This is a genomic window from Methylorubrum rhodesianum, from assembly GCF_014199985.1.
Classification (GTDB): Bacteria; Pseudomonadota; Alphaproteobacteria; order Rhizobiales; family Beijerinckiaceae; genus Methylobacterium; species Methylobacterium rhodesianum.
The window spans coordinates 140,679-166,062 of the sequence record NZ_JACHOS010000012.1 but is presented as its reverse complement, the minus strand read 5'-3'; the positions used below and the strand labels follow the sequence as shown (position 1 = coordinate 166,062).

26 protein-coding genes and 1 tRNA gene are annotated in these 25,384 nt (G+C 71.1%); 15 read left to right on the top strand and 12 right to left on the bottom strand.

The window, feature by feature from the left end; all coding sequences use genetic code 11:
* Window positions 1-348 precede the first annotated feature (348 nt).
* The 8 genes from HNR01_RS18365 to HNR01_RS18330 all read left to right on the top strand — a co-directional run bounded on the left by HNR01_RS18365 (window position 349) and on the right by HNR01_RS18330 (window position 9,439).
* A complete protein-coding gene (locus tag HNR01_RS18365; RefSeq protein ID WP_153874872.1) occupies window positions 349-495 on the top strand; it encodes a hypothetical protein in 147 nt (48 codons plus the stop codon).
* Between the two features lie 254 nt (window positions 496-749).
* Window positions 750-2,555, top strand: coding sequence for an IucA/IucC family protein (locus HNR01_RS18360; RefSeq protein WP_153874873.1), 1,806 nt, complete (start codon window positions 750-752; stop codon window positions 2,553-2,555).
* Complete coding sequence (locus tag HNR01_RS18355) at window positions 2,539-5,547, top strand: IucA/IucC family protein (RefSeq protein ID WP_375373265.1); 3,009 nt, start codon at window positions 2,539-2,541, stop codon at window positions 5,545-5,547. Before HNR01_RS18360 ends, HNR01_RS18355 begins: the two co-directional genes overlap by 17 nt.
* Before the next feature lie 8 nt (window positions 5,548-5,555).
* The gene (locus HNR01_RS18350; protein WP_183669013.1) at window positions 5,556-6,878 is read left to right on the top strand and encodes a DUF6005 family protein; all 1,323 of its coding nucleotides are present in this window, start codon (window positions 5,556-5,558) and stop codon (window positions 6,876-6,878) included.
* Window positions 6,875-7,711: a sugar phosphate isomerase/epimerase family protein gene (locus HNR01_RS18345; protein WP_017484389.1), complete on the top strand. Its 837-nt coding sequence runs from the start codon at window positions 6,875-6,877 to the stop codon at window positions 7,709-7,711. Before HNR01_RS18350 ends, HNR01_RS18345 begins: the two co-directional genes overlap by 4 nt.
* 22 nt (window positions 7,712-7,733) lie before the next feature.
* The gene (locus tag HNR01_RS18340; RefSeq protein WP_183668942.1) at window positions 7,734-8,012 is read left to right on the top strand and encodes a DUF2218 domain-containing protein; all 279 of its coding nucleotides are present in this window, start codon (window positions 7,734-7,736) and stop codon (window positions 8,010-8,012) included.
* A 49-nt stretch (window positions 8,013-8,061) separates the two neighbouring features.
* Window positions 8,062-8,583, top strand: a complete 522-nt coding sequence (locus HNR01_RS18335; RefSeq protein ID WP_017484387.1) for a GNAT family N-acetyltransferase — start codon at window positions 8,062-8,064, stop codon at window positions 8,581-8,583.
* A 166-nt stretch (window positions 8,584-8,749) separates the two neighbouring features.
* Window positions 8,750-9,439, top strand: coding sequence for a DUF4142 domain-containing protein (locus HNR01_RS18330; RefSeq protein WP_183668940.1), 690 nt, complete (start codon window positions 8,750-8,752; stop codon window positions 9,437-9,439).
* A 227-nt stretch (window positions 9,440-9,666) separates the two neighbouring features.
* On the opposite strand, the gene HNR01_RS18325 is transcribed toward HNR01_RS18330, so the two are convergent.
* The 5 genes from HNR01_RS18325 to HNR01_RS18305 all read right to left on the bottom strand — a co-directional run bounded on the left by HNR01_RS18325 (window position 9,667) and on the right by HNR01_RS18305 (window position 13,042).
* Window positions 9,667-9,990, bottom strand: coding sequence for a hypothetical protein (locus HNR01_RS18325; RefSeq protein WP_183668938.1), 324 nt, complete (start codon window positions 9,988-9,990; stop codon window positions 9,667-9,669).
* Between the two features lie 149 nt (window positions 9,991-10,139).
* The gene (locus tag HNR01_RS18320; RefSeq protein ID WP_183668936.1) at window positions 10,140-10,937 is read right to left on the bottom strand and encodes a TetR/AcrR family transcriptional regulator; all 798 of its coding nucleotides are present in this window, start codon (window positions 10,935-10,937) and stop codon (window positions 10,140-10,142) included.
* Window positions 10,938-11,007: 70 nt separating this feature from the next.
* Complete coding sequence (proC, locus tag HNR01_RS18315) at window positions 11,008-11,838, bottom strand: pyrroline-5-carboxylate reductase (protein WP_183668934.1); 831 nt, start codon at window positions 11,836-11,838, stop codon at window positions 11,008-11,010.
* A gap of 77 nt (window positions 11,839-11,915) precedes the next feature.
* Window positions 11,916-12,422: a type III secretion system chaperone family protein gene (locus tag HNR01_RS18310; RefSeq protein ID WP_183668931.1), complete on the bottom strand. Its 507-nt coding sequence runs from the start codon at window positions 12,420-12,422 to the stop codon at window positions 11,916-11,918.
* Window positions 12,423-12,760: 338 nt separating this feature from the next.
* Window positions 12,761-13,042 (bottom strand): accessory factor UbiK family protein, encoded by a 282-nt coding sequence (locus HNR01_RS18305; RefSeq protein ID WP_026105500.1) that lies wholly within the window; start codon window positions 13,040-13,042, stop codon window positions 12,761-12,763.
* Window positions 13,043-13,283: 241 nt separating this feature from the next.
* Here HNR01_RS18305 and HNR01_RS18300 point away from each other — a divergent pair, with 241 nt between their 5' ends.
* Both HNR01_RS18300 and HNR01_RS18295 read left to right on the top strand, forming a co-directional pair.
* The gene (locus tag HNR01_RS18300) at window positions 13,284-14,006 is read left to right on the top strand and encodes a response regulator (protein ID WP_017484380.1); all 723 of its coding nucleotides are present in this window, start codon (window positions 13,284-13,286) and stop codon (window positions 14,004-14,006) included.
* Window positions 14,003-15,487, top strand: a complete 1,485-nt coding sequence (locus tag HNR01_RS18295) for an ATP-binding protein (RefSeq protein WP_183668929.1) — start codon at window positions 14,003-14,005, stop codon at window positions 15,485-15,487. Before HNR01_RS18300 ends, HNR01_RS18295 begins: the two co-directional genes overlap by 4 nt.
* Before the next feature lie 22 nt (window positions 15,488-15,509).
* Here the strand turns inward: HNR01_RS18295 and HNR01_RS18290 are convergent, their stop codons facing one another.
* Window positions 15,510-16,166, bottom strand: a complete 657-nt coding sequence (locus HNR01_RS18290) for a glutathione S-transferase family protein (protein ID WP_183668927.1) — start codon at window positions 16,164-16,166, stop codon at window positions 15,510-15,512.
* A gap of 354 nt (window positions 16,167-16,520) precedes the next feature.
* Between HNR01_RS18290 and HNR01_RS18285 the strand changes: the two genes are divergently transcribed.
* Both HNR01_RS18285 and rpsU read left to right on the top strand, forming a co-directional pair.
* Window positions 16,521-17,735 carry a polyhydroxyalkanoate depolymerase gene (locus HNR01_RS18285; RefSeq protein ID WP_017484377.1) on the top strand — a complete coding sequence of 405 codons (1,215 nt, stop codon included), beginning with the start codon at window positions 16,521-16,523 and terminating at the stop codon, window positions 17,733-17,735.
* Window positions 17,736-18,062: 327 nt separating this feature from the next.
* Window positions 18,063-18,371 (top strand): 30S ribosomal protein S21, encoded by a 309-nt coding sequence (rpsU, locus tag HNR01_RS18280; protein ID WP_017484376.1) that lies wholly within the window; start codon window positions 18,063-18,065, stop codon window positions 18,369-18,371.
* 111 nt (window positions 18,372-18,482) lie between these two features.
* On the opposite strand, the gene HNR01_RS18275 is transcribed toward rpsU, so the two are convergent.
* Window positions 18,483-18,872, bottom strand: a complete 390-nt coding sequence (locus tag HNR01_RS18275; protein ID WP_017484375.1) for a response regulator — start codon at window positions 18,870-18,872, stop codon at window positions 18,483-18,485.
* 283 nt (window positions 18,873-19,155) lie between these two features.
* Between HNR01_RS18275 and HNR01_RS18270 the strand changes: the two genes are divergently transcribed.
* Both HNR01_RS18270 and HNR01_RS18265 read left to right on the top strand, forming a co-directional pair.
* Window positions 19,156-19,941, top strand: a complete 786-nt coding sequence (locus HNR01_RS18270; RefSeq protein WP_153874882.1) for a class II glutamine amidotransferase — start codon at window positions 19,156-19,158, stop codon at window positions 19,939-19,941.
* Window positions 19,942-20,091: 150 nt separating this feature from the next.
* Window positions 20,092-20,883, top strand: coding sequence for a TSUP family transporter (locus HNR01_RS18265; RefSeq protein WP_183668925.1), 792 nt, complete (start codon window positions 20,092-20,094; stop codon window positions 20,881-20,883).
* Between the two features lie 28 nt (window positions 20,884-20,911).
* Here HNR01_RS18265 and HNR01_RS18260 read toward each other — a convergent pair whose 3' ends face one another.
* On the bottom strand, window positions 20,912-21,958 hold the full coding sequence (locus HNR01_RS18260; RefSeq protein WP_017484372.1) for a MaoC family dehydratase: 1,047 nt from the start codon (window positions 21,956-21,958) through the stop codon (window positions 20,912-20,914).
* A gap of 301 nt (window positions 21,959-22,259) precedes the next feature.
* The gene (locus HNR01_RS18255) at window positions 22,260-22,550 is read right to left on the bottom strand and encodes a YggT family protein (protein ID WP_017484371.1); all 291 of its coding nucleotides are present in this window, start codon (window positions 22,548-22,550) and stop codon (window positions 22,260-22,262) included.
* A gap of 123 nt (window positions 22,551-22,673) precedes the next feature.
* Here HNR01_RS18255 and HNR01_RS18250 point away from each other — a divergent pair.
* Window positions 22,674-22,749 (top strand) — tRNA-Ala (locus HNR01_RS18250).
* 293 nt (window positions 22,750-23,042) lie between these two features.
* Here the strand turns inward: HNR01_RS18250 and HNR01_RS18245 are convergent.
* The 3 genes from HNR01_RS18245 to HNR01_RS18235 all read right to left on the bottom strand — a co-directional run bounded on the left by HNR01_RS18245 (window position 23,043) and on the right by HNR01_RS18235 (window position 25,382).
* Window positions 23,043-23,672, bottom strand: a complete 630-nt coding sequence (locus tag HNR01_RS18245) for an FRG domain-containing protein (protein WP_003604313.1) — start codon at window positions 23,670-23,672, stop codon at window positions 23,043-23,045.
* Between the two features lie 172 nt (window positions 23,673-23,844).
* Complete coding sequence (locus tag HNR01_RS18240) at window positions 23,845-25,032, bottom strand: carbohydrate kinase family protein (protein ID WP_012455858.1); 1,188 nt, start codon at window positions 25,030-25,032, stop codon at window positions 23,845-23,847.
* Window positions 25,029-25,382: a hypothetical protein gene (locus HNR01_RS18235; RefSeq protein ID WP_003604315.1), complete on the bottom strand. Its 354-nt coding sequence runs from the start codon at window positions 25,380-25,382 to the stop codon at window positions 25,029-25,031. Before HNR01_RS18235 ends, HNR01_RS18240 begins: the two co-directional genes overlap by 4 nt.
* Window positions 25,383-25,384 lie beyond the last annotated feature (2 nt).

Below are 25,384 nucleotides of genomic sequence, written 5' to 3'. Positions count from 1 at the left end.
TCAGGCAAGGCTGCCGGACGATCGAGCCTGAGCCGAACCAGACCTTTGGGGCGAGGGCACCGTGACGCGCCCCGAGCGGCGCACAACCCAGGATCGGCCCGAGAGCGGCCGCCCACGCCACTCCCTTGGCGGGCGGCGCCGCGGCACGCCTCCCTCTTCGATCCATGACCCGAGACAGGAAAGAATAAATCAAGGACTTTCGTACCGCCAACCGATTGGCACGAAACAAAAAGCAGCAATCACCCTGAATCAAGAACAATTCCAATCGAATCGACTTCTCTTGACGCGTACGTTGGGTTTGCGCAACACGCCTTCAGCTTTACGCGATTCGAGCGAGTCCTCAGTCCGATGAGCAAGTACAGCAAAAATCAATTTTATTCTTCATACGCTTCGAGCAAAGCCTTCTCCTTACTCCTGCTGCCGCGTGCCCTTTTTGCCCGCCCGCGCAACGGTGGGTTCGGCATAACGACGCTCCGCCCGGCGGCGATGCGCTGACACGCGCCTGACGCGCCACCGGAGGTGCCACCGGCCCGGACGGAAGAGGGATCGGCACGGATCCGGCGGAGCGGCGGCCCGCGCTCCGGCAGCGATTTGGCGACGACTTGGCGACGACTTGGCGGCGATTCGGCGGCGACCTCTGGCCGTCCATCGACCGCCTCCTGACCGGGGTCCGGCCGGGGCTCGGCCGCCCCCCTGGCGGCCCCCCTGGCCGCCCCCATTCCTGAAGGTTCTCACGAGGTTCGAACGCCATGCCACCCTCGTCCCAAGCCGTTGCCGAGGCGGCCGCCTTCCGCAGCTTCGCCAACGGGTACCTGCGCGAGATCGACCCCGGCATCCGCGTCCGGCACGCGCTGGCGGACGCGCCGCCCGCCCCGTGCGTGGAATGGAACCTGCGCAGCCGACGCCTCGCGATCCGCGCCGAGATCCGGTCACCCTCGCTGTGCGGCGCGCACGGATTCGGCCGCCTCTGGACCCGCCACCTTCACGAGCCGCGCTGGCGGCCGGTGGCACCGATGCGGGCGCTCCAGGAGCTTCTCGGCGAGGCCTATTCCCGTGCGGATGCGGGCAGCGGCGAGACCGCCCGCGAGCGCGAACTCGAGCTTCTCGGGCGCGTGCTCGACAGCTACCGCGAGACGGCGCGCCTGCTCGACCTGACGGGGCGGGCCGAGGGCGGGGATGAGGCCGCGGAGACCGACTTCATCGCGGCCGAGCGCGCCCTCGTCTTCGGCCACTGGCTGCACCCGACGCCCAAGAGCCGGCAAGGCCTCACGACCTGGCAGGCCCGCGCCTACGCGCCGGAGGAGGGCGGCACGTTCCGGCTTGCCGTGTTCGCCGCCGAGGCGGGCCTCGTCCGCCACGATTCGGCGGTGTCCCGCTCCGCGCCCGACCTCGCCCTCGACCTCATCGGCGCGGATGCCGGCCGCCTGGGCCTGCGCGCGGGCGAGACCGCCCTGCCGATGCACCCGCTCCAGGCCGAGGCGCTGATGCTGGAGCCCGCCATCGCCGCCCTGGTCGAGGCGGGCCGCCTCCGGCCGCTCGGCGCCTTCGGCCCCCGCTTCACCGCAACCTCCTCGCTGCGCACCGTCTACGCGGCGGGGAGACCGTGGATGGCGAAGTTCTCGCTGCCCGTCACCCTCACCAACTCGCTGCGGGTGAACCGGCTCGCCGAACTCAAGGCCGGCGTCGCCATGGCCCGGCTCCTGGCCAGGAACGGCTTCGGCGCCCGCCACCCCAACTTCCGGATCCTCACGGACCCGGCCTATCTCACCTTGCACGACCCCGGCCGCGCGGAGGGCGAGGAGAGCGGCTTCGAGACGGTGCTGCGCGAAAACCCGTTCCGCGCGGGGGCGGCGCGGGGTGTCGCCACCCTGGCGGCCCTGACCGCCGAGCCGCTGCCCGGCCGCCCCTCGCGGCTGGAGGCGCTCCTGCGGCGGCTCTGCCCGGACGGCCCGGCCGGGCGGGCGCAGGCCGCCCGCACGTGGTTCGGGCTTTATCTCGACTGCATGCTGGAGCCCGTCGTCGCCCTCTACGATGCGCACGGCATCGCGCTGGAAGCGCACCAGCAGAACGCGCTGCTCGACCTCGCCTCCGGCTGGCCGCAGCGCGGCTTCTACCGCGACAACCAGGGCTTCTACCTGTCGGAGGCCGCCCGCCCCCGGCTCCTGCGCGACGCGCCCGAGACCGGTTCCATCGCCTCGCTCTACTTCGCCGACGGCGAGATCCGCCGGCGGCTCGCCTATTACCTCGTGGTCAACCAGATCTTCTCCGTCATCGCCCGGATGGGCCATGACGGGCTGGCCCGCGAGGAGACACTCCTCGACGACCTCGGCCACCGCCTGGAGGCGATGGCGCGCCGCCTGACCGGCGCCGGCCGCGCCTTCGCCCGCTCGGTGCTCGACGGGCCGACGCTCTGCACCAAGGCCAACCTGCGGGTCCGCCTGTGCGACCGCGACGAGCTCGCCTCGGGCGACGGCACCGGCAACTACATCGACATGCCGAACCCCTTCGCGGGTCGGGCAGTTCGGGACGAGGCCGGCCGTGCCCTCGCGTCGTGAAGACATGGAACGGCAAGGCATCGAGCGGCAAGGCATCGAGCGGCCGGAAGAGCGCGTCCTGCGCCAGTTGGCACAGGCCGTCCTGTTCGAGGGGCTGGCCGCGTGCGAGCCCGCCGGCGGCTCCCGCCGGCTCGCGTGGCGGCTGGGGCCGCACCGCTTCCGCGCGACCGGCACCCTCGGCCCCTTCGGCCGCCCCCGGCTCGATCCCGGTTCGATCGAGTGGGCGGACGGGGCGGGCGCCTGGGCTCCCGCCGACCTCGCCGCCCTCGTCGATCTCCTTCCCGCCGCCCCCGAGCACCGGAGTCGCCTGTTGGCCGAGCTGCGGCAGACGGTCGAACTCTGCCGCTGGAACGCCCGGGCCCTGTCGCTCCCCGCGCGTCGCGACCTGCCTTTCGCCGCACTCGATGCGGCGCTGTGGGAGGGGCATCCCTACCATCCGAGCTTCAAGGCGCGCACCGGCTTCACCCTGGAGGACCACCGCCGCTACGGGCCCGAGGCCGCCGCGCCGTTCCGCCTCGAATGGCTGGCGATCGGCCGTGACGCGATCGCCCTCGCGCTGCCGGGCGCGGAAGCCGCGTTCTGGCGGGCCGAACTCGGCGGTGCATGGGATCTCCTCGCCGGCCGACTCGGCGCGGCCGGCGCCTCCCTCGACACCCACGCGCTCCTGCCGGTCCATCCCTGGCAGATGCGCCGGCTCGAAGGCGCGGCACTGCAGCCCTGGCTGGCGGAGGGCCGCGCGGTTGCCCTCGGCGCCGCCGGTCCGCGCTACGTCGCGAGCCAGTCCCTGCGCACGCTGCACAACCTCGACGATCCGTCCGCCGCGAGCGTGAAGCTGTCCCTGAGCGTGGTCTCGACCTCGAGCCTGCGCATCCTCGACCCGCATTTCGTGCTGACGGGCCCGGCCCTGTCGGATTGGCTCGCCGGCATCGTCGCCGCCGATCCCGGGCTGCGCGGCCGGGTGACCTTGCTGCGCGAGTACGCCGCCGTGCTCGCCGACCGGGACGGGCCGCTCGCCGGGCATCTCGCCGCGATCTGGCGGGAGAGCCCGCGTCTCGAACCGGGCGAGGCGGCCGTCCCCTTCAACGCCCTCGCCACCTGCGAGGTGGACGGCACCAGCTTCGTCGCGCCCTGGCTCGACCGCCACGGTCGCCATGCCTGGCTCGACCGCCTCGTCGAGGTCGCGGTGCTGCCGGTCTGGCACCTGCTCGCGGCCCACGGCGTCGCCCTGGAGGCGCATGGCCAGAACATGATCCTGGTCCACCGCGACGGCTGGCCGGAACGGGTGATCCTGCGCGACTTCCACGAGAGCGCGGAATACGCGCCCGACTTCGTGACGAACCCGGAACGGGTGCCGGATTTCGGGGCGATCGACCCGGCCCATGCCGGCCCGATCGACGATCGCTTCCACGCCATGCGCTCGGCCGCGACGCTGGCCGAACTCGTCACCGACAGCCTGTTCGTCTTCAACCTCAGCGAGATCACCGGCCTCCTGGCCCGCCGGCACGGTCTCGACGAGGCGATGTTCTGGCGCAGCCTCGGCCGGCGGCTGCGGCGCCACGCCGTGGCGCACGGGCTGGAGGCGCGCTTCGCCCGCCTGTCGGTCGAGGCGCCCCGGCTGCGGGTCGAGGCGCTCCTGTCGCGCAAGCTCGGGCTCGGCGAGGCGCAGGGCAGCCTCCACGCCCCCAACACCCTGTTCCCTTCCCCCGACGTCCTTTCCGGAGCTTGCATGATCGAGATCGACGGCCGCACCATCCCGGCGGACGCGATGGAGGCCGCCATCCGCCGCGTCGGGGACGCGGCCGGCTTGCGCGGCGGCAGCGGCGAGCGCGTCGCCGCGCGCTTCCGCGACACTGCTCAGTGCCTTGCCTTCATCCTCGCCGCCCGTCGGCACGGGGCGAGCCTGCTGCCGATCCATCCGGCCCTGCCGGACGAGGGCGCGCGCCGGCTCGCCGAGCGCGCCGGCTGCCACCGCCTGTTGCTCGACGGCCTGGAGGGCCAGGCGCTCGCCGGCGCCGCGCCGCCGGTCCCGGGGGAGGGCGAGCTGCTCCAGATGAGCTCCGGCACCACCGGCGAGCCCAAATGCATCGCCCGCCCCTGGAGCGCGGTGGAGCGCGAGATCGAGAGCTACGTCGGCGCCTTCACCGAGCCGGACGGCATGACCCCGGTCATCGCCTGCCCGATCACCCATTCCTACGGTCTGATCTGCGGCCTCTTCGTGGGCCTGGCGCGCGGCCGCGTGCCGGTGATCGTGGACACCACCAACCCGAAATACCTCCTGCGCCGCCTGCGCGAGATCGAGCGGCCGGTGCTCTACACCGCGCCGGCCATGCTGCACACGCTGGCCCGACTCATGCCCGAGGGCGAGACCCTGCACGCGGCGATGGTCTCGGGCACACTCCTGCCCGCGCCCTGGTTCGCCGCCATCCGCGGGCGCGTCACCCACCTGTTCCAGCAATACGGCTGCTCGGAAGCCGGCTGCATCGCGATCAATCCGGATCTGCGCCGGGCCGACGCCATCGGCCGGCCGCTGCCGCACCACCGCGTCCGCGCCGGGACCGGCGCCGAGGCGCCGGCGGAGATCGTGGTCGAGGGGGAGGGCGGGGCGATCCGCACCGCCGATCTCGGCTATCTCGAGCCCGACGGCATGCTGGTCTTCGTCGCGCGCAAGGACGACACGATCAACGTCTCGGGCCTCAACGTCTATCCCGGCGAGGTCGAGGACGTGGTGATGGCGATGCCCGGGGTCACCGACGCCGTGGCCTTCGCCCGGCCCGACCCGTTCGCGGGCGAGCGGGTGACGCTGCTGTTCAGCGCGGAACGCCCCGTGCCGCCCCGCGCCCTCCAGGACTGGTGCCGCCGCTGGCTCGCCGGCCATCAGGTGCCGGTGGAGGCGGTGCAGGTCGGCGCGATCCCGCGCGAGGCCAACGGCAAGATTTCTCGCCGCGCGGTCGCTGCGCAGTACCGGGACGGTGGCCTGGAGGCGGTGGCGTGAGCGTCGTCATGAACAGCGCGACGCTGGTCGCGGCCATCGGCACGGTCCTGCGCGAGGAGATGCGCCATCCCCATCTCGACCGCTTCGGGCCTCAGGCGCGGCTGAACGAGGATCTCTACCTCGATTCCGTCCAGTTGCTTCAGCTCATCCTGGCCCTGGAGATCACGCACGGGGTGTCGGTGCCGGAAGCGGCGATCAACCGGCAGGACGTCTCCACCGTCGCCGACCTCGCCCGCATCCTGGCGCCGGGGGCGGAGCCGGCCGCACCGGTCGCCGCCGAACCGCAGGCGCCCTCCGAGGGCGTCCACGGCCCGATGCCCTACGATCTGAAGATCCACTGCTTCGTCAGCTGCGTCTGCGACGGGCTCAAGGCGCGGGGCATCGACCATCGCCCGTTCTACGCCCTGATCTGGGACGCCGAGTTCGCGATCACCGACGGCTCGCGCCTCGCCTACCACTCGGACGCGATGGACCACGAGTCGTTCCGCTACTGGTTCGAGCGGCTCTACGGCGTGCCGCTCGTGTCCTGGTACGACCATTCCCGCTCGAAGGACGACAACATCGCCACCCTGCTCGACCTCATGGAGCGGCGCGAGCCCGAGTCGAGCATCATGGTGATGCTCGACATGTTCCACCTCCCCGAGCGCGAGAACAAGTTCAACCAGAACCCCTTCCCGCACTACCTGCTCGTGTCGCTCAGCGACGATCCCGACCTGTGGCAGGTCCGTGATCCCGATTTCCGCTGGGAAGGCGTGATCGAGCGCGAGCGGATGCTGAACGCGATCCGCCAGCCCAGCGTCGCCGGCGGCTACCGCTTCGATCCCGCGCGCGCCCATCCCCCGACGGCGGCGGATCTGACCGCCTTCTTCGACGCCTGTTTCCGGTTCGACACCAATCCGCTGATCGACGCCGCGCGCGCCATCGTGCTCGCCCATGCCGAGGGGCGCGGCGGGCTGAGGCTCGCCGATCTCGGCGAGGCGCTGCGCGAACTGCCGGTCATCAGCATCCGCAAATGGGCCTACGAACACGGCTTCGCCTTCTTCTGGCGCGCCCTGCGCTGGCCGGACCCGGAGTTCCAGCGGATCTGCGACGAGATCGAGGCCCTGGTGAACGGCCTCACCGCCCTGCACTACGCCGTGCTGAAGCTCGCCCGGACAGCCGAGGCGGGTGGCGAGGCGGCCGAGCTCGGCCCCGTCCTCGGACGGCTCGATGCGCTCGATGCGCAGGAATTCGCGATCAAGCGGCAGCTCGCCGCCGCCTACGCCGCATGGCGGCAGGCGAGCCCGGATCCCGGATGCGCGACGTCCTTCCGCGAAAGGCTCCCCGCATGAGAATCGCCCTCTGCACCATCAGCTTTCGCCATCACCTCGTCTCGATCGGCGAACTCGCCCGCTTCGCCCGCGGCCACGGCTTCGACGGGATCGAGCTGTGGGGGGTCCACGCCCGCAATCTCGGCCCCGGCGACCACGCCGAATGGCTCGCCGCCTACGGCCTGCGGGTGCCGATGCTGAGCGACTACCTGCCGCTCGATGCGCCGCCCGAAGCCCTGACCGAGCGGACCGCCGAACTCGCCCGCCTTGCGGGCAGCTGGGGCGCACCGCGGCTGCGCACCTTCGCCGGCACGAAGGGCAGCGCCACCGCCTCGGCCGAAGAGCGCGCCCACGTCGCCCGGCGTCTGCGGATGGCGGCGGAGCAGCTCGCCGATCAGGGCCTGCGGCTCGTGGTCGAGACGCATCCGGGCACGCTGGCCGACACCACCGGCTCGCTCCTCGACCTGCTGGCGGCGGTCGATCACCCGAACCTGCGGGTGAATTTCGACACGCTCCACGTCTGGGAGGGCGGCGACGACCCGTTCGCGGCCCATGCCCGGCTCAGCCCGCATATCGACTACTACCACCTCAAGAACGTGCGCAGCCGCGCCGACCTGTCGGTGTTCGAGCCGGCCAACGTCTACGCCGCGGCCGGACGGCGCGAGGGCATGACCGCCCTGTTCGAGGGCGCGCTGGATTACGACGCCTTCCTCAAGACGCTGCCGCCGCAGGCGGAAGCCTCGCTCGAATGGTTCGGCGAGGCCTCCTTCTCCGTCCTGCCGACCGACCTCTTTCGCGTGCGGACCGCCACCGCCGGCCGCCGCGGGGCCGCCCCCCTCCACGCCGCGCGCTGAGCGGACATTCAAGGAGACCGCCATGCCCGACAGCCACGCCGTCGTCAGCACCCCGCATGCGAGCCGCTATCTCCAGCAGCTCTGCAAGCACTGGGCCCACCGGTTCGAGACCGAGTTCAGCGCGACGGACGCACGGATCGCGCTGCCGCTCGGCGAGACGCGGCTCTCCGCCGATGCCGAGACCCTGACCATCGGCCTGACCGCGCACGATCCGGCGAGCCTGCCCGACCTGCGCGACGTGGTCGTGCGCCACATCGAGCGCTTCGCCTTCCGCGAGACGCTGCGCTTCGAGTGGACGTGAGCACGCCCCGCAACGAGCCAGAACCACCTCTCAGGGAGCACGGACCGGAATGAACGGCATGGGCAGAGACGGGGACTTGACCATTCGGGCGATGCGCGAGGAGGACGCGCCGGATCTCTTCGAGATCTACAATCAGCCCGCCTTCCGCTTCGGAACCCTCGCGCTCCCCTTCGAGTCGTTCGAGGCGGTGAAGAAGTGGGCGGAGCCCCGCTCGCCGCGGGATCTGCACCTCGCCGCAGAGCGGGACGGCCGGGTCGTCGGGGCGGCGGCCCTGCGTCCCTTCTACGGCCGGCGCGCGCACGCGGCGGAGTTCTGGATCGCGGTCCACGAGGATTTCGCCGGCAACGGCATCGGCTCGCGACTTCTCGCGGCGGTGATCGACACCGCGGACAACTGGATCAACGTCTCGCGCATCGAGATGACGGTCTTCACGGACAATGCGCGCGCCATCGCCCTCTACGAGAAATTCGGTTTCGTCATCGAGGGCACGCACCGGGCCGCCTCGTTCCGCAACGGCCGCTTCGACGACGTGCATTGCATGGCCCGTCTGCGCCCTTCGAGCGGACTCTGAGGCGCGGCGGGGAGTCCTTCACGGATCGCCAGAGCGTCTTCGATCGACAGCGATCTCGAACAGCAGGAACATTGCTGATTTCGCGAAGGTTTCGCCCGTCAGACTCCGGCACCGTCCAAGACAATCGGCGCCTGGCTGTCGTGTCCAGACCGGGAGATCCGATTCCATGCATCGGCGCGCTTTTCTGACGACGCTGCTGACCGCAACGGCTGCGCTGGCCGTCACCCGCACGGCCCTCGCCCAACCGGCGCCGGCCGGCGCCATCCCGGCGCCCGTCTATCTCGCCATGGCGACGAAGGGCGGCCTGTTCCTCGAGAACACGGCGCGGGACGCCCACGCCAAGACCCGCAATCCGCGCGTCAAGGCCTTCAGCCGGGCGGAGGTGACCGAGCAGGTCAATCTCGCCCGTAAACTCGACCCGTATATGGGTTCGGCGCCCATGGCGGCGGGTGCGCCCCCCGGTCCGGGCGGCGTCGTCGGCGGTCTCGTCGCGGCACCCCTGGCGGTGGCGGGCGGTGTCGCGGGGGCGACCGTCGGCGCGGTCGGCGGCGTGGTCGGTGGCGCCCTGGGTGCGCCGGGCGGGGCCGGTCCGGGCGCCATGACGACGGACGAGCAGAAGGCGCAGATCCTGTCGCAGCTCTCCGGAATGCAGCCCGGCCCCGAATACGACGCGATGTTCGTCAACGCCTCGCTCCAGGGCCACCAGGAAGCCTACCAGATCCACGGCTCCTACGCGCAGTCCGGCGACGATCCGGCCCTGCGCCGCATCGCGGCGGGCGCGCTCCCGCTGATCCAGCGCCACATCGCGCAGCTCTCGCGGATGCAGGCGACGATGGGCGGCACCCGCCAGGGATAGGGCGTGTTCCGACGGAGCGGAGACCGGACCGTCGAGAGAAAGCGCGTTGAAGACGAACCGAGGGACGCCAGCCTGATGCAATCAGGCTGGCGTCCTCAGGTCGCGAGACCACGGCGCCTTGCTCTGAAGGCCAATCCAGGGAGCGGTGCCGTCAACGACGTTCGGCCGAGCGCCTCCCGTAAGGCGGAACGGAGACTTCGGCTGGTCCTTCCTGGACAAAGAACTCCTCACGGCCAGAACGGCGTTCGCGTGCGCGGCTGCGCCGGCGGATAGACCGCTGCGGGGTCCTTGCCCTCTTCCGCCAGGGTGTGAATCGTTTCCCAGTACGATTTCAGCCAGCGACGCGCTTCGAGCACGCCGACGAAAACGCCCAGCGCCACCCCGATCGACGTGCTGAGAGCGATCTTCGACGCGTCCCAAAGCAGGATATACTCGTTGGGACCGGGACCAGGCCTGATCATGGAGCCGACGCCTCCGCCGGCCCCCACGAGCGTGAAGTAGAGAAACTTGTCTGCCACGATGGCGGCGAACTTTCTCTGCTTGAACTGCACGGGCGAGCCTTCCCACCGAAGCACTCGCCCAGAAGTGTCATGACCGCGAGGCGAACCGGTTAAGCGGGCATTCCGCGGAACGGGTTACCCACACGACTTGCATCGGCCAACCCGTTCCGGCTCCGGCCTCGTGCGCGCGGCCCCGTCGCTCAGATCGCCGCGGCCGGGTCGCGGTCCTCTCCGTCGCCCGACGGCGGCGTCCGGTCGCGCGGGGAGCGCCGCTCCATCAGGGCGCGGCCGAGGGCGCGCAGGGGTGCCGTGAGGCGGCGGGCGTCGTCGGCACGCTCCATGATGGTCTCGCCGCGGCGGATCTCGCGGTCGAGCTTGGCCATGGTGCGGGCGAGCGCCGGGTCGTCGTCGTCCAGCCAGACCTCGACGGTGCGGGCGAAGGCGATCACCGTGCCCTGAAGCTTGAGCCGGCCGAGCGGTCCCTCCGTGTCGATGCCGGCGGCGGCCAGCATGTAGCGGTGGGAGTTGAGGGCGACCCCGTTGAGCGCCAGCATGGACAGGACGTCGCCGCGCAGGGCGAAGGCGATGCGGCGCAAGGCCGGCTTGTAGGGCGTCATCGCGTCGAGGCGGCGCATCAGCACGTCGAACAGGCGCTCGCGGGCCGGCTCGTCGGCGAGGTCGGCCGTGTCGACCTCCAGCACCTTGCGGTCGATGATCCGCGACAGACCGCCGAGCACAGCGCCCTTCGAAGGGAAGAGGTCGCGCAGTTCGGCCAGACTCAACCCCGCCTCACGGGCGATGTCGCCGATCTCGATGTCGTTCCAGGGCTGCTCGGCGGCGAGCCGCATCAGCGCCTCGACCGCGGCCTCGCGCGGGTTGGGCTTGGAGGTGTTCGCCTGCGCCTTGCCGGATTGCGCCGAACCGGGCTTGCCACCGGTTTCAGGCTTGCCGCCGGTCTCGGGCTTGCCGCCGGTGTCCGGCTCGGGGGCCGTATCCATGATCCGTGCTCCGTGTTCGGTTCGACGTCTCATGTAGGGGCGAAGCCGCCGGGTTGAACCCGCCGGGCCGTCAGCCGGACAATTCGCCCGCCCGCCGCTTCGCCGCGGCGACCGCCTCGCGCATCAGGTCCGGCAGGGCGCCCTCGCGCATCAGCACCGCCAGCGCCGCCGCGGTGGTGCCGCCCGGCGAGGTGACGTCCCGGCGCAGCTGGCCGGCCTCGCGGGCATCGGCGTCGAGCAGGGCACCGGCGCCCGCGACGGTGGCGCGGGCGAGCTGCGCCGACAGGTCCGGCGGCAGCCCCGCCGCCACGCCGGCCTCCGCCAGCGCCTCCGCCAGCAGGAAGACGTAGGCCGGCCCCGAGCCCGAAACCGCGGTCACCGCATCGATCAACGCCTCGTCGTCGAGCCAGGCGACGAGGCCTGAACTGGCGAGGAGCCGCTCCGCGCTCGCCCGCGCCTGCGGCCCGACCTCGGGGCTGCCGACGGCGCCGGTCGCGCCGCGGCCGATGCTGGCGGGTAGGTTGGGCATCACGCGCACCACGGCGCGGGCTCCCAGCAGGCGCCACTTCAGGTCGGCGATGGTCTTTCCCGCCAGGATCGAGACCACGAGGGTGTCCGGGCCGATCCAGGGGACAAGCGCCGCCGCCGCCGCGTCGAGAACCTGCGGCTTGATGCCGAGCACCAGGGCTCCGGCGGGCGCGGCGGCCTCGGGGTTGAGGCGCAGGCCCCGCTCGGCGCAGAGCGCGGCGATGTCCGGGGACGGCTGCGGATCGATGACGGTCACGGCGGCGGGGTCGAGGCCGCCCGCGAGCCAGCCCCGCAGCAGGGCCGCCCCCATCTTGCCGGCCCCGACCAGAACCAGAGGGGTGGGGAGGGCGGCCGGAATGTTCTCGCGCGTCATGGCCCCTCGATCCCACCGGAGGCGCGCCGAATCAAGGGCGCCGGCCCCGTCCGGGGGGAGCGGCCCGCCGGGCGCGGCTACGCCTCGCCTTCAGTTTCGAACAGCACCGCGTCGAGGGCCTCGCGGGCATCTTTGCCGGCCCAGAGCACGAACTGGAAGGCCTGGTAGTAGCGCTCGCAGGCGTCGGTGGCGGTCTTCATCATCATCGCGCACTGGCCCTGGGTCGGCGCGATGCCGTCGGTGAGCAGCAGGGAATGGCGGAACATCACCACGCTGTCGGACGACCACAGGTCGAAATGGCCGATCCAGAGCTGCTCGTTCACCAGCGCGACGAGGCGCAGCATCTCGGCCCGGCGCCGCTCGGGCACCTTGAGGTCGAAGGCGGCAGCCACGTGCAGCGACTCGACCTCCTCGATCCAGGTGAAGGCGACGTGGTATTCGGCCCATCGCCCCGAGACGGAAACCGACATCTCGTCGGTCTCGATCCGGTCGAAGATCCAGTCCCGCAGCGAGGCGAGGCGCTCGACGACATCGAGCGGGTGCTCCGGCCGGTCGCTGTCTTCGATGAGGCTAAGCTGGGTCATGGCGATCCAAGTTGTCGACCCGGTCGATGCACGCGATCGGGCCGGCGGGCAAAGCAGGGCCGTGACGGGAATCGAGGCGACGCCCGTCGATCTCCGTCCTGCGGAGGGGTTCAATCCAGATTTCACCACCCCGGGGTTCGGTTCCACCTTTCCGCCGGGGCGAATCAACTTCGGATCGTTTATAGCCCGCGCCCCCCGAGGGCTTCAAAGCGTCGCCCCGGCATCAGCGGTGGGCAACGCGGCTATCCACCGATGCTTCCTGTGCAAAGAAATCGGGATTCCGCGTTTTCCCTCAAGGGTGAGTCTTGAGTGAGTCTTCGCCGACTCCGCGCCGTCACTCAGACCGATTCCGTGCTGCCCGCGCTTCCGGCCTCGGCGCCGAGCCGGGCCTCCAGGGCGCTCACCCGGGCGGCCAGCGCGTCGTTCTGGCTGCGCAGGGCCGCGACGAGGTCGCGCAGCACGTCCACCTCCTCGCGGGTGGCGACGTCCATGTCGCGGATCAGGCGTTCGACCTGGCCCTTGAACATCGTCTCCGCCTCGCGGCGCACGCCCTGGGCGGCCCCGGCGGCGTCGGTGAACAGGCGGGCGACATCGTCGAAAAGGCGGTTCGAGCCTTGCATGGGGATCTCCTCCCGCGCCCGGACCTGTTCGAGCACGTCTCCACGACATAAGAATCGGCGGCCGGCAGGGCAATCGAGGGGTGCTCACGAAACGCTTCGGCCGCGCACCGGCGGAGGGGGCGCAGCCACTCCGGATTGTTGCCGCAGGTGTCGGATCCGGCAGCGGAAACGCGCGGTTACAATCTTCGCGGCCGGCCCGACTTCCGGGCAGGGCGCGCGGGAGCGTAAGACTGTTCCCGTCATGACCGCGAACCAGCCGACGCCCCACATCCTCGTCGTCGAGGACGACCGCGAGATCAGCGCGCTCGTCGCGCGCTACCTGCGCGCCAACGAGTGCCGCGTGAGCCTCGCGGGCGACGGGCGCGAGATGGACCGGGTGCTGGCCGATGCCCGGGTCGATCTCATCGTGCTCGACCTGATGCTGCCGGGCGAGGACGGCTTGAGCCTGTGCCGGCGCCTCAGAGCCTCCTCGCAGGTGCCGATCCTGATGCTCACGGCCAAGTCGGAGGAGATCGACCGGATCGTCGGGCTGGAGATCGGCGCCGACGACTATCTCGGCAAGCCGTTCAACCCGCGCGAATTGCTGGCGCGCATCCGGGCGATCCTGCGGCGCAAGGGCTCCGAACCGCAGGACGGGGACGGCGCGCGCCGCTTTCACTTCTCGGGCTGGACCCTCGATGTGGGCCTGCGCCAGGTGCTGAGCCCGGAGGGTGCGCGCATCGCCATCACGGGGGCCGAGTTCGACCTGCTCCACGCGCTCTGCCTGCGGCCGGGGCGGGTGCTGTCCCGCGACCAGCTCCTGGACCTGACGCAGGGGCGGGCGGCGGGTCCGTTCGAGCGCAGCATCGACGTCCTGGTCTCCCGCATCCGACAGAAGATCGAGCGCGACCCGCGCAACCCCGAGATCATCCGCACGATCCGCTCGGGCGGCTACCTGTTCGCGCCGGAGATCGGCCGCTCATGAGCCCCGTCAGGACCGCGGCGAGCCCGGCGGAAGCCCCGGCCTCGGACTCGTCCCCCAAGCAGGACCGGAGCCGGCGCCCGCCGCGGCTCCGCCTCGCCTGGCCGCGCCCGAAGAAGGCGGCCGGGCAGATCGCGCTTCTCGTCGTGGCGGCCCTGCTCGCCGCCCATGTCCTGGCGGCGGTCATGCTGCTCGCCCTGCGCGAGCCGTGGCGGCCGGACGAGCGGCCGGGGGTGGCGGCGACGCGGCTCTCGACCGTGGCCCGGCTGCTCGATGCCGCCGAGCCGGGCGAGCGGGAGGGGATCCTCCGGGCGGCGGCACGCAGCCTTCCGACCCTGCGCCTCGCTCCCTGGGATGGCGAGACGCCGCCGGCGGGGACGGGCGATGCCGACGACGAGATCGAGCATCATCCCCTGATCACGCGCCTGCGCGACGGCTTCGGGCGGGCGCTGCCGGTGACCGACCTCTCCCCCGGCCACGACCGGGGGCGGACCGGGCTCCTGCAGATCGGCATCACCACCCCGGCCGGCGCCCGGCTGCGGGCGGTGCTGCCCGACGATTTTCCCCGCCCGCCGGCGCAGGGACCGATCATCTTCACCTTCGTCTTCCTGGGCGTCAGCCTCACGCTGCTCTCGTTCTGGGCGACGCGGGCGCTCACCGCGCCGCTCGCCGGGCTCGCCGCGGCGGCGGAAGCCTTCGGCACGGCGGAGGAACCGCCGCCCCTGCCCAAGCGCGGCCCGGAGGAGGTGCTGGCGCTCGCCCGCGCCCTCGACCGGATGCGCACCCGCCTGCTGCGCCTGCTCGACGACCGAACGCAGATGCTCGCCGCAATCAGCCACGACCTGCGCACCCCGATCACCCGGCTGCGGCTGCGCGCCGAATTCATCGAGGACGAGCGCGCCCGCGAGATGACCCTGCGCGACCTCGATCAGATGAACGGCCTCGTGGAATCCGCGCTCTCCTACGTCCGGGACGGTCAGGGGGCGCCGGGCGGGGGCGAGACCACGCTGATCGACCTCGCCTCGGTGGTGCAGACGGTCTGCGACGGGTTCTCCGATGTCGGCGCGGCGGTGAGCCTGGAGCGGACCCGCCACGTCCTCGTGCGCGGCCGCCCCGACGACCTGCAGCGGGCGATCACCAATCTCGTCGACAACGCCGTGAAGTACGGCGGCGGCGCCCGCCTCGTCATGGGGCCGGCGGGCTCCGGCGACCATCCCGGCGTGGCGGTGGAGGTGATCGACGACGGCCCCGGCATCCCCGATGCCGAGCGCAGCGCCATGCTCCAGCCCTTCGTGCGCGGCGACCGGGCCCGCAACCTCGATTCCGCGAGCGGCTTCGGCCTCGGCCTGTCGATCGTGCTCGCCATCGTCGAGGGCCATGGCGGCCGCCTGCGCCTGGAGAACCGCCCCGGCGGCGGCTTCTGCGCCCGCATCGAGCTCCCGCTCGCCGCCGGGCGCTCCGCCGACAGGGGCGCCTCCGCCTGACGGGCTGGACCGGCAGCCGCCCTCAGAACTCCATGTCGAGCTCCTCGATCTCCTCCGGCTCGGCTTCGGCGAGCGCCGCCCACTCGTTCATCAGGTCCCAGGCGAGGATCGTGTCGCGGTAGGTCGCGGCGGTGTAGGGAAGCGTGACGTCGTAGGTGCGGAAGCGGGTGCAGACGGGCGCGTACATCGCATCCGCCAGGGTCGGGCGCGCCCCGAACAGGTAGGGTCCGCCCGAGCGCGACAGGCAATCCTCGAAGATCGCGCAGATGCGCTCGATGTCCCCCTTGGCGCCGTTGAAGATCTTGAAGCCGCGATGGAGGCTGCGCAGGTTCATCGGCAGGGCCGAGCGCAGGTTGACGAAGCCGCCATGCATCTCGCCCGAGACGGCGCGGCAGCGCGCGCGCTCCGCGGCGGTCTCGGGCAGGAGGGCGGCCTCCGGCCGGATCTCGTTGAGATACTCGGCGATGGCGAGCACATCCCACACCGCGACCGCGCCGTGCTCCAGCCGGGGCACCAGGAAGGACGGCGACAGGTGGAGCAGTTCGGCCCGCGTCGCGGCGTCCGAGCCGGACAGCACCGCCACCGAGAGATCGAGTCCGGCCATCCGGCACAGCAGCCAGCCGCGCAGGGACCAGGACGAGTAGTTGCGACTGGAGATCGTGAGCGTCGCCTCGGCCATGGCTGCTTCCCTGATGCGCGTTCGCCCGAGGCTGCCGCCCGGGCCCCTGGACCGGCATCCAAGACTCGTGCCGGGCGGCGCACCGGATTGCGCGCCGCCAGCTCCACGTTTCCGGCAGTAGGATTCATTTTCTCCCGGCAGACGTGCAAGGTGATGCATCCACACCACAGCGGCGCGCCTTATACTTTTGATCGGTTGCGCCCAATCCAGAACCGCTTAGCCTGCTTCGTCCGGCATCGTCCTTTGAGGGCGGCAGCGGCGATCCGGAAGCGAGGCGGGCGAATCCGGGCCATTCGGGACGTTCGCGAGAGATTGGCGCGTGCAGGCACCTTGCGCGCTTGGAGTTCGGGCCCGATGCTCTACCACGCCTTCGATGTCCAATCGGACATCGCCCGGCAGACCCGGCAATGGGGCCGGCTCCTGCAGGAGGCCGCCGCCCCGTGGATGCGGACGCCCTGGCACGACGCCGCGAAATGGTGGTCGGCGGGCGCGCGCATGATGATGCGCGCCGGCCTCACCTTCGCGCGGCCGGCCTACGGCATCCATGCCGTGCGGGTCGGCAACCGCGACGTGCCGGTGATCGAGGAGCCGGTGCTCGCCACGCCCTTCGGCACCCTGCTCCGCTTCCGCAAGGACATCGACACCGTCCAGCCCAAGGTGCTGGTGCTCGCGCCCCTCTCGGGCCACTTCGCCACGCTGCTGCGCGGCACCGTGCGCACGCTGCTGCCCGACCACGACGTCTACATCACCGACTGGCACAACGCCCGCGACGTGCCGGTCTCGGAGGGGCGCTTCGGCTTCGACGACTACGTCGACCACGTCGTGCGCTTCCTGGAGACCATCGGCGAGGGCGCCCACCTCATGGCCGTGTGCCAGCCGGCGGTGCAGGCGCTCGCCGCCACGGCGGTGATGGCGCATACCAAGAATCCGGCCCAGCCGCGCAGCATGACCCTGATGGCCGGCCCCGTCGATTGCCGCGTCAGCCCGACCGCGGTGAACCGGCTCGCCACCTCGAAGCCGATCGAGTGGTTCGAGCAGAACCTGATCGAGACGGTGCCCGGCCGCCACAAGGGCGCGGGGCGGCGGGTCTATCCCGGTTTCATGCAGGTCTCCGCCTTCGTCTCGATGAACGCCCGGCGCCACTCGGACGCGCATAGCGACCTGTTCTGGCACTACGTCGACGGCAGCGCCGACAAGGCGCAGGCGATCGAAACCTTCTACGACGAGTATTTCGCCGTCCTCGACCTGACCGCCGAGTTCTATCTCGAGACCGTCAGGACCGTGTTCCAGGACTACACGCTCGCCCGCAACCAGCTCACCTATCGCGGCGAGCCCATCGACATGGGCGCGATCCGCCGCACCGCCCTGATGACGGTGGAGGGCGAGCGCGACGACATCTGCGCGGTCGGCCAGACCATGGCCGCCCACGACCTCTGCTCGGGCCTGCCGCCGCACATGAAGAGCCACCATCTCCAGGCGGGCGTGGGTCACTACGGCGTGTTCTCGGGGCGCAAGTGGGAGGCCCAGACCTACCCGATCGTGCGCAACTTCATCGCCACGCACGCGTGAGCCGAACCTCCGCCTCGTCGTTGCGAGGCGGAGCCGGAGCGCTGGCGATGTCCGGCGGATCCGGGGCGATCGGGCGGAAGCCGCGCGGTCCCAGGCCGGCGACAGACCTTCGAGCGGCCTTCAAGAGGCTTTCTCGCACTTCCAACACGAACCTGTTTCGTGTATGCCGCGCGCTCAGGTGCAATTCTTTCGCACCGATTCGGCTGCCGTCGCGACGCCTCCTCCGGAACCAAGCCGGGGCAGGGGCGCCTGACGGCTTTTTCCCGGTTCTGCCGGGAATCCGAGGCCGGTGCGGTTCGAAACAACAGATCCTAGGGGTTGATTCCGTTGCAGGTACTCGTTCGCGATAACAACGTCGACCAGGCGCTCCGCGTCCTCAAGAAGAAGATGCAGCGCGAGGGCATCTTCCGCGAGATGAAGCAGCGCAAGGCCTACGAGAAGCCGTCCGTGCGCAAGGCTCGCGAGAAGGCCGAGGCCGTCCGCCGCGCCCGCAAGCAGGCCCGCAAGACCGCGATCCGCGAGGGCCTGATCGCCGCGCCGAAGCCGAAGCCCCGGACCGGCGCCCCGCGCCGCCCGAGCGCTCCGAGCTTCTCGCAGCAGCCGGCCGCCGTTCAGGCGCCCGCCGCGGCCTCCTGAGGCCGACCTTTCGAGACGCGCCGGCTCCGGAGCGGGCCGCGCGCGATCCGGATACGAAAAAGGCCCCTCCGGCTCGACCGGCGGGGCCTTTTTCGTGGGAAACGACCCGTTTCAGGCGGCGCGCGCGGTGAGCGTCGCGCGCTCGGCCTGCCGCAGGAGCTCGAGGGGCAGCCAGGGCTTGCGCATGTAGACGGCGTGCGGCGGGATCCCGGTCCGCCGCTCCTCGCGCGCCTCGGACGTCACCACGAGCCGCACGTCCGGCCAGCGATCCTCGACGGTGCGCGCCAGCGCCGCGCCATCCATCGCGCCAGACAGATGCGTGTCGGCGATCACCATCGCCACCGTCACGTCGCCGCGTTCGAGCACGGCGAGCGCGTCCTCGGCGCTCGAACAGGCGATGACGTCGAGGTCGGTCTCCTCGATCAGGACGGTTGCGAGGTCGCGGGCGGCCTCGTCCTCCTCGACGACGAGCGCGACCGGGCTGTCTCCGGTGTGAGCCATGATGTCTCCCTGAAGCTGTGCGAGCGGTTCGGAAGCGGCGGCCCGGACAGGGGTGCGCCGCGGCGGGATCGGCGACGCCGACGATGCTTGCCCTGCGACAACAAGTTCGGGGATGATCGGTTCAGCGAAATTGTGCCGGCCTGAACCGAACGATCCGAGCCGCCTCTTAACGGCCTGTTCACCACACGAAACGAATTGTTACAGTCCGGCGACGCAGGACGGTCCGAACGGACCGATGCTTGCATGGCCCGCCCCGGACCGCAAAGGAGGCTCTCGTCCCGCCATGTGCCGCTTCCTCGCCTATCTCGGTGAGCCGGTCTTCTTGAACGAGCTGGTCTGCGCCCCGACCCATTCGCTGGTCCATCAGTCGCTGCACGCCTCGGAGGCCAAGACGGAGACCAACGGAGACGGGTTCGGGATCGGCTGGTACGGCGAGCATGCCGAGCCCGGCCTCTACCGCGACATCTGCCCGGCCTGGTCGGACGAGAACCTGGTGAACCTCTGCCGACAGGTGCGGGCGCGGACCTTCTTCGCCCATGTGCGCGCGGCGACCGGCACGGCGACGACCCGGGCCAATTGCCACCCCTTCGCCCACGGCCGGCACCTGTTCATGCATAACGGCCAGATCGGCGGCTATCACCGGATCAAGCGGCGCCTGGAGGCGCTGATCCCCGACGAACTCTACGACACCCGCCGCGGCTCGACCGATTCGGAGGCGCTCTTCCTGCTGGCCCTGGCCAACGGCCTCGACGCCGATCCCGTCGCCGCCATGGAGGCGACCTGCGCCACCGTGCGCGGGCTGATGCAGGAGGCGCGGATCGCGGAGGCCTTCCGCTTCACGGCGGTGCTCACCGACGGCGAAAGCCTCACCGCCTTCCGCTGGGCCTGCGACGGGCGCCCGCCGAGCCTGTACTACCGCGAGAGCGAGCGCGGCCTCACCGTCGTCTCCGAGCCGATCGACGGCTGCAAGGAGGGCTGGACGATCGTGCCCAAGGGCGGCACGCTGCGGGCGAGCCGCGGCGCCCGGGCTACCGTCAGCCTGCCGCGGGCGGAGCGCGCCGCCGCCTGAGGCTTGCCCAAGCGGAGCAGCCATGGTCAAGGCTTCGAAAGGACGAGTCCTTTCGCGGGTGCAGGGCAGAGCCCTGCAAATCGGCTCCGCCGACATCAGGGCGCTGCCCTGACAACCCGCCAAAGGGCTGCAAGCCCTTTGGGATCCCCGATGAGTATTGAGCTTGAGACGGTCGCGGGCCTGTTCGGCGTGGCCGTGGTGGCGGGCGCCATCGACGCCATCGCCGGCGGGGGCGGGCTGATGACCCTGCCGGCCCTGCTGCTGGCCGGGCTCGATCCCGTCAGCGCGATCGCCACCAACAAGCTCCAGGGCAGCGCCGGATCGGTCTCGGCCACGATCGCCTTCGCCCGTCGCGGGCTGATCCGCTGGCGCGAGGCGGCCCCCGCCGCGCTCGGGGCCGGCCTCGCCTCGGTCGCGGGCGCGCTCTGCGTCAGCCTGCTGCCGCGCCCGGTCCTCGACGCGCTGGTGCCGGTCATGCTCGTCGGGATCGCGGGCTACTTCGCCACCGCGCGGCGGATGAGCAACGAGGACGCGACGGCGCGCATCACGCCCGGCCTGTTCGCCGTGACGCTGGCGCCGGCGGTCGGCTTCTACGACGGCGTGTTCGGGCCCGGCGCCGGCTCGTTCTACATGATCGGCTTCGTCACTCTGCTCGGGCTCGGCGTGGTGCGCGCCACCGCCCACACCAAGCTCTCGAACGCCGCGAGCAATGTCGGAAGCCTCGCCCTGTTCACGTTCCAGGGCGCGGTGATCTGGCCGGTCGGGCTCGCCATGGCGGCCGGCGCCTTTCTCGGCGCCCAGATCGGCTCGGCGCTGGCCGTGCGCCTCGGCGCCCGGCTGATCCGCCCGCTCCTCGTCGTCATCGCCTGCGCGATGGCGCTGCGCCTGCTGTCGAACCCGGCCAACCCCTTGCGTCAGGCCGTGACCGGGTTCTTTTCGTAAGTGTCTCAGCCCTTTGAGGGCCGACGCTTCAGCGCGGGATGAAGGCCCAGTAGTCGAGATCGAGGATCACCGAGGGGTCGTAGCCCTCCCCCTGCTTGTCCGGATAGCCGCCGCAGGGCTGGTTCTTGGCCGCCACCGTGCGCAGGCGCAGCGCGCCGATATCGCTGCGGCCGGGAAGCTCCGCGGTCTCCAGCACTTCGGACCACGCGTAGACCGTGTCGCCGGCAAACAGCGGCGCCACGTGCCGGCCGGCATTGATACCGCCGATGGCGAAGGCGTTGGCGAGCCCGTTGAAGCTGAGGGCGCGGGCGAGCGAGATGACGTGGCCGCCATAGATCAGGCGCTTGCCGAACTTGGTCTCTTTGGTCGCCACCGCGTCGAAATGAACCTTGGCGGTGTTCTGGAACAGGCGCGTGGCGATCTGGTGCTCGGCCTCCTCGACGGTCATGCCGTCGACATGGTCGATCTTCTCGCCGACCGCGTAATCCGCGAAGCGGTGCGGGCTGCCGGCCAGGACAGTGTCGTAGGCCGCCGGGTCGAGCGGAGGCAGGGCGCTGGCGAGGTCGGCCGGGTTCACGACCTTGGCGAGCTGGGGCACGTGCTCCTCCGCGATCTTCGCTTCCGGGTCGCGCTTGCGCACGAGCACCCAGCGGCAATAGCTCAGCACGGTCCGCCCCGAAGAGTCGGAGCCGGTGGAGCGCACGTAGACCACGCCGGTCTGTCGGTTCGAGCTCTCCTTCAAGCCGATCACCTCGGAGACGGTGGAGAGCGTCTCGCCCGGATAGACCGGACGGCGGAAGCCGCCCTCGGCGTAGCCCAGGTTGGCCAGCGCGTTGAGCGAGACGTCCGGCACGGTCTTGCCGAACACCACGTGGAAGGTGAGCCAATCGTCGAGCGGGCTCGCCGGGTAGCCGATCGCCTTGGCGAAGGCGTCCGAGGATTGCACGGCGAAGCGCGGGCCGTAGAGGGCCGTGTAGAGCGCCACGTCGCCCGTGGTGACGGTGCGGGGCGTGGCGTGGCGGATGGTCTCCCCGAGGCGGAAATCCTCGAAGAAGCGGCCCGGATTGGTCTTCATGCGCGCGCGTCGCTCCCTGTACGGCTCTTGCTGGCCGGGCAGGGCACCGTCTTGAATACCGTATTCAGAACGAGGCCCTAAACTTCTGACGTTGCATCGGCTTTTCGGCCGAGCCGGTGCCCGACCGCCTTAGCAACCCGCCCGGCATCCGCGCAATGCCGTGCCCGGGCCGCGCCCATTCGGGCGCAGCACCGCAACAGGCCCGCTCGCTCCTCCGGACGGCTTCGGGGGACCGTTCCGGGGGCCGCTCCGGAGCCGCCGCGGCTCGGACGGGACGCCTCGAGCGCGCCGCGGCGTCCTCTCAGAAGGCGAACTGGACGTAGAGGTCGGTGATGAGCTTCTGCGCGAACAGCAGGAGCAGGATCAGGATGATCGGCGAGATGTCGACGCCGCCGAGATTGGGAAGCAGGTTGCGGATCGGCCGCAGCGCCGGTTCGGTCACGCGGTAGAGGAATTCGCCGATCTGCGAGACGATGGGGTTGCGCACGTTGACCACGTTGAAGGCCACGAGCCAGCTCAGCACGGCGCTCGCGACGAGGACGTAGATGTAGAGCTGGATGACGGTGTTGATGAGCCAGAGCAGGGCGTTCATGCGGGGGGTATCGGTCCTCGTCGCCCCAAACGCACGACCGGCGCGGGAGGCGCGGGGCGCGGCGGGAAATTTCCGGAATTGACAGGCCGAAGCGGACAAGCCTACAAGGCCCTCGCCTCGGACGGGGCTGTAGCTCAGATGGGAGAGCGCCGCAATCGCACTGCGGAGGTCAGGGGTTCGAATCCCCTCAGCTCCACCACCGACTTTCGCTTGAAAATTGGTGTGTGGCATCAAGGACTTGGGGAGTGGCAGCTCCCGGATAAATCCCAATTCCTCCCACGCTTCCGTTTCGCTAAATCCCAGGCGTGGTCCGGTTTTCGACAGGATATCCACACCACCCCCGCGCAGCTACGGGGCAACCCTTGCTGTGCCTGACCCACGCCGTGCGCGTTGGTAGAGGGCGCGCCGGCCGGTGAATATCGAAGCCTGCACCGGCTTGGCGGGACCGCCGTCGTCCGGACCGGATGATCCAGGGATTCCGAGCGGCGGGGGCTACAAGGCCGCGCCGAGCCCGATTCGGAGGCGGTACTGCCACGTCAGCGAGAGGCAGACGCCTTCGAGGCTGGCCCAGATGTGGGCCGCATCCACGCCGAGCTGGAACAGGTTGCGCTGGAAGACCGCGCGGGTGTCCCGCGGGATCTCGAAGCTGTTCTCCGCCATGCCGGGCGGCGTCCACGCCGAGGCCGGATCGGGGTGGGCCGAGAACAGGCCCTTCTGGCTCGCGATGCGGGGCGCCAGGGCGGAGGGCAGCAGGAAGCCGACCTCGGCGATCTCGAAGGGGCCGGGACCCCGCTCGGGGTCGATCATGGAACTGCCGCCGAGCGGATGCGCGTACACGATGGCGTCCTCGTTCGCGGGCTGGCTGGCAACGGCGAAGAAGCAGGCGATGAGCGGATTGGTCGTCCAGTCGAGCAAGCGGGTCGGGAGACCGTAATGCTGACCCAGCGCCAGCCAGTCCCAATCCGTCGCCCCGGGCATCGCGACGTGCAGCCTGGCCTCGCGCTTGAAATCCTGGAACAGTTGCCGTTCGTGGCGCGGGTCGAACTCGGCGCCCCGGCCGGCGCTGGGCTTGCACTCGAAGGCCTTCGACGCGCAGCCGCGGAACACCCATCGTGAGTTCATGCGTGCCGCCAGGAAGGCGTGGAACGCCTGCCAGCGCTCCTGCGCCGGCCCGCCCTCTCCATCGCCGGACCCCGATGGTCCGGACGGGGACGGCGTGCGATCAGGCGCCCGCAGGCGCGCCGGAGCGGGTGGAAACCGTGGCGGCCTCAACGGGTGCCCTCCCGGCCGCCGATCACCGCAGGCATGCCACACACGTCCGGTAGAGCGCCGTGGCGAGATCGTGCGTCACCTCGCAGCCGCTTCCCGAGAACATCGTCAAATCCCCGCCGGAGGCCGTCTCGGCGAGCAGCACCACCGGCATGCCGTTGGCTTGCGCGTAGCCGACGTGAAGGTTCGTCCCGAGGTCGGCGACGTCGCCCAGGGCTAGGAGGGCTGAATGGGGCACGCGAGGCCGGGGCGGCCAATTCGCTCGCGTGGGTGAGCGGGGGCCGTCGTCCGCAAACGCCGTCTCCGTCCTGAACCCGAGCGCGTCGAGGTAAGCGGCCGCCTCGTCGAAGAGCCATCTTTGGGCCATGGTCCGGCGCGGTCCGGACAGGTAGACCCGGCAACCCGACGCGGGGCGCCCGGGCACCGCCTCCATCCCTTCGAGCTCGTCCGGCGGAGGCAGCGGCAACCGAGCCCCGTCGTTGAACCACGCCACGCAGCGGGACGCGAGGTCGGCCGCCCCCACGGCGTCGAAGCCACGCTCGCCCCAATAATGCGCGAAGGCCGCGCAGAAGACGTCGCCGGCCCCGATCCTGAACCAGCGGCGGGCGGCGTACGCCGGCACCGGGATGCCGGGGGCGTCGCCCCGGTACACCGTGGCACCGCCGAATGCGTGGCGCGACACGACGAGCGTGGCGCCCTCGCGGGCCATGACGCCGGTCGCGGCGTCGCGCGGGTCCGGGAGCGGCCCGAGCCGGACCAAGTCGGCATCCTGCACCACGTAGGCGAGTTGCTCCGTCGCCCGCGAGCCGGAACGCACGAAGGAGGACGCGGGGTCGGCGGAGCGCGGGTCGTAGACCGCCCGGCCGGCCGTGAGCCGGGCCGTGCCCTCCAGCATGCCGAACCCGAGCACGACGTCGCCGGTGACGGCCAGGTCGGCGTAGCGCCGGCCGGCCTCGGGAACCCAGCTCTTGCGAAGGGGATGCCAATACTCGAATTCGAGCCGCTCCCCGATGGCGACGATGTCCGTCTCGACCTCGAAGGCGGCCATGGTCGCCCGGAGGTCGCCGGCCGACTCGGCGTAAGCATACGTGCTCAGGCGGGTGCCCGGGGACAGCGCGCTCACCGCCATGGCGGCGCGCGCGCCCGAACCGAACAGGCCGGCCCAGGCGGGGAACGCGCAGCTCTCGAAATATGTGCCGCCGACGACGTTCACGCCTCGGCCCTCGTGACCGTAACGGTGCAGCGCGTCGCGCCGACATCCTCGATGAGGGCCTCGAACCGCACCCCCTGGTCGAGGCAGCCGAGCAGGCTCACGAGGCCGCGGAACGCGGCGAGGGCGCCGACGGTCGCCCCGTCGGCGGTGCGGCAGACTGCGGTGCTGGCGCCCGCGCCGGCCACGAGGTCCACCTCCAACACGTCTCCGGCCTGCAGGCCGCGCGTGGCGTCGCGGCGGACACCGATCAGGTCGACCGTGAAGGTCAGGTCGCACTCGTCGGACCCTGTCCGGACCTGTCCCATGCCGTACGGCATGCGGCGGCGTTTGGGTGGGAGCCCTCCGCCCATTC

What these genes read in the sequence shown, in the direction of transcription:
- HNR01_RS18365 (WP_153874872.1), top strand. Translation starts at nt 349, where the DNA reads ATGAGCAAGTACAGCAAAAATCAATTTTATTCTTCATACGCTTCGAGC.
- HNR01_RS18360 (WP_153874873.1), top strand. Translation starts at nt 750, where the DNA reads ATGCCACCCTCGTCCCAAGCCGTTGCCGAGGCGGCCGCCTTCCGCAGC.
- HNR01_RS18350 (WP_183669013.1), top strand. Translation starts at nt 5,556, where the DNA reads ATGAACAGCGCGACGCTGGTCGCGGCCATCGGCACGGTCCTGCGCGAG.
- HNR01_RS18345 (WP_017484389.1), top strand. Translation starts at nt 6,875, where the DNA reads ATGAGAATCGCCCTCTGCACCATCAGCTTTCGCCATCACCTCGTCTCG.
- HNR01_RS18340 (WP_183668942.1), top strand. Translation starts at nt 7,734, where the DNA reads ATGCCCGACAGCCACGCCGTCGTCAGCACCCCGCATGCGAGCCGCTAT.
- HNR01_RS18335 (WP_017484387.1), top strand. Translation starts at nt 8,062, where the DNA reads ATGAACGGCATGGGCAGAGACGGGGACTTGACCATTCGGGCGATGCGC.
- HNR01_RS18330 (WP_183668940.1), top strand. Translation starts at nt 8,750, where the DNA reads ATGCATCGGCGCGCTTTTCTGACGACGCTGCTGACCGCAACGGCTGCG.
- HNR01_RS18320 (WP_183668936.1), bottom strand. Translation starts at nt 10,937, where the DNA reads ATGGATACGGCCCCCGAGCCGGACACCGGCGGCAAGCCCGAGACCGGC.
- proC (WP_183668934.1), bottom strand. Translation starts at nt 11,838, where the DNA reads ATGACGCGCGAGAACATTCCGGCCGCCCTCCCCACCCCTCTGGTTCTG.
- HNR01_RS18310 (WP_183668931.1), bottom strand. Translation starts at nt 12,422, where the DNA reads ATGACCCAGCTTAGCCTCATCGAAGACAGCGACCGGCCGGAGCACCCG.
- HNR01_RS18305 (WP_026105500.1), bottom strand. Translation starts at nt 13,042, where the DNA reads ATGCAAGGCTCGAACCGCCTTTTCGACGATGTCGCCCGCCTGTTCACC.
- HNR01_RS18300 (WP_017484380.1), top strand. Translation starts at nt 13,284, where the DNA reads ATGACCGCGAACCAGCCGACGCCCCACATCCTCGTCGTCGAGGACGAC.
- HNR01_RS18295 (WP_183668929.1), top strand. Translation starts at nt 14,003, where the DNA reads ATGAGCCCCGTCAGGACCGCGGCGAGCCCGGCGGAAGCCCCGGCCTCG.
- HNR01_RS18290 (WP_183668927.1), bottom strand. Translation starts at nt 16,166, where the DNA reads ATGGCCGAGGCGACGCTCACGATCTCCAGTCGCAACTACTCGTCCTGG.
- HNR01_RS18285 (WP_017484377.1), top strand. Translation starts at nt 16,521, where the DNA reads ATGCTCTACCACGCCTTCGATGTCCAATCGGACATCGCCCGGCAGACC.
- HNR01_RS18275 (WP_017484375.1), bottom strand. Translation starts at nt 18,872, where the DNA reads ATGGCTCACACCGGAGACAGCCCGGTCGCGCTCGTCGTCGAGGAGGAC.
- HNR01_RS18270 (WP_153874882.1), top strand. Translation starts at nt 19,156, where the DNA reads ATGTGCCGCTTCCTCGCCTATCTCGGTGAGCCGGTCTTCTTGAACGAG.
- HNR01_RS18265 (WP_183668925.1), top strand. Translation starts at nt 20,092, where the DNA reads ATGAGTATTGAGCTTGAGACGGTCGCGGGCCTGTTCGGCGTGGCCGTG.
- HNR01_RS18260 (WP_017484372.1), bottom strand. Translation starts at nt 21,958, where the DNA reads ATGAAGACCAATCCGGGCCGCTTCTTCGAGGATTTCCGCCTCGGGGAG.
- HNR01_RS18255 (WP_017484371.1), bottom strand. Translation starts at nt 22,550, where the DNA reads ATGAACGCCCTGCTCTGGCTCATCAACACCGTCATCCAGCTCTACATC.
- HNR01_RS18245 (WP_003604313.1), bottom strand. Translation starts at nt 23,672, where the DNA reads ATGAACTCACGATGGGTGTTCCGCGGCTGCGCGTCGAAGGCCTTCGAG.
- HNR01_RS18235 (WP_003604315.1), bottom strand. Translation starts at nt 25,382, where the DNA reads ATGGGCGGAGGGCTCCCACCCAAACGCCGCCGCATGCCGTACGGCATG.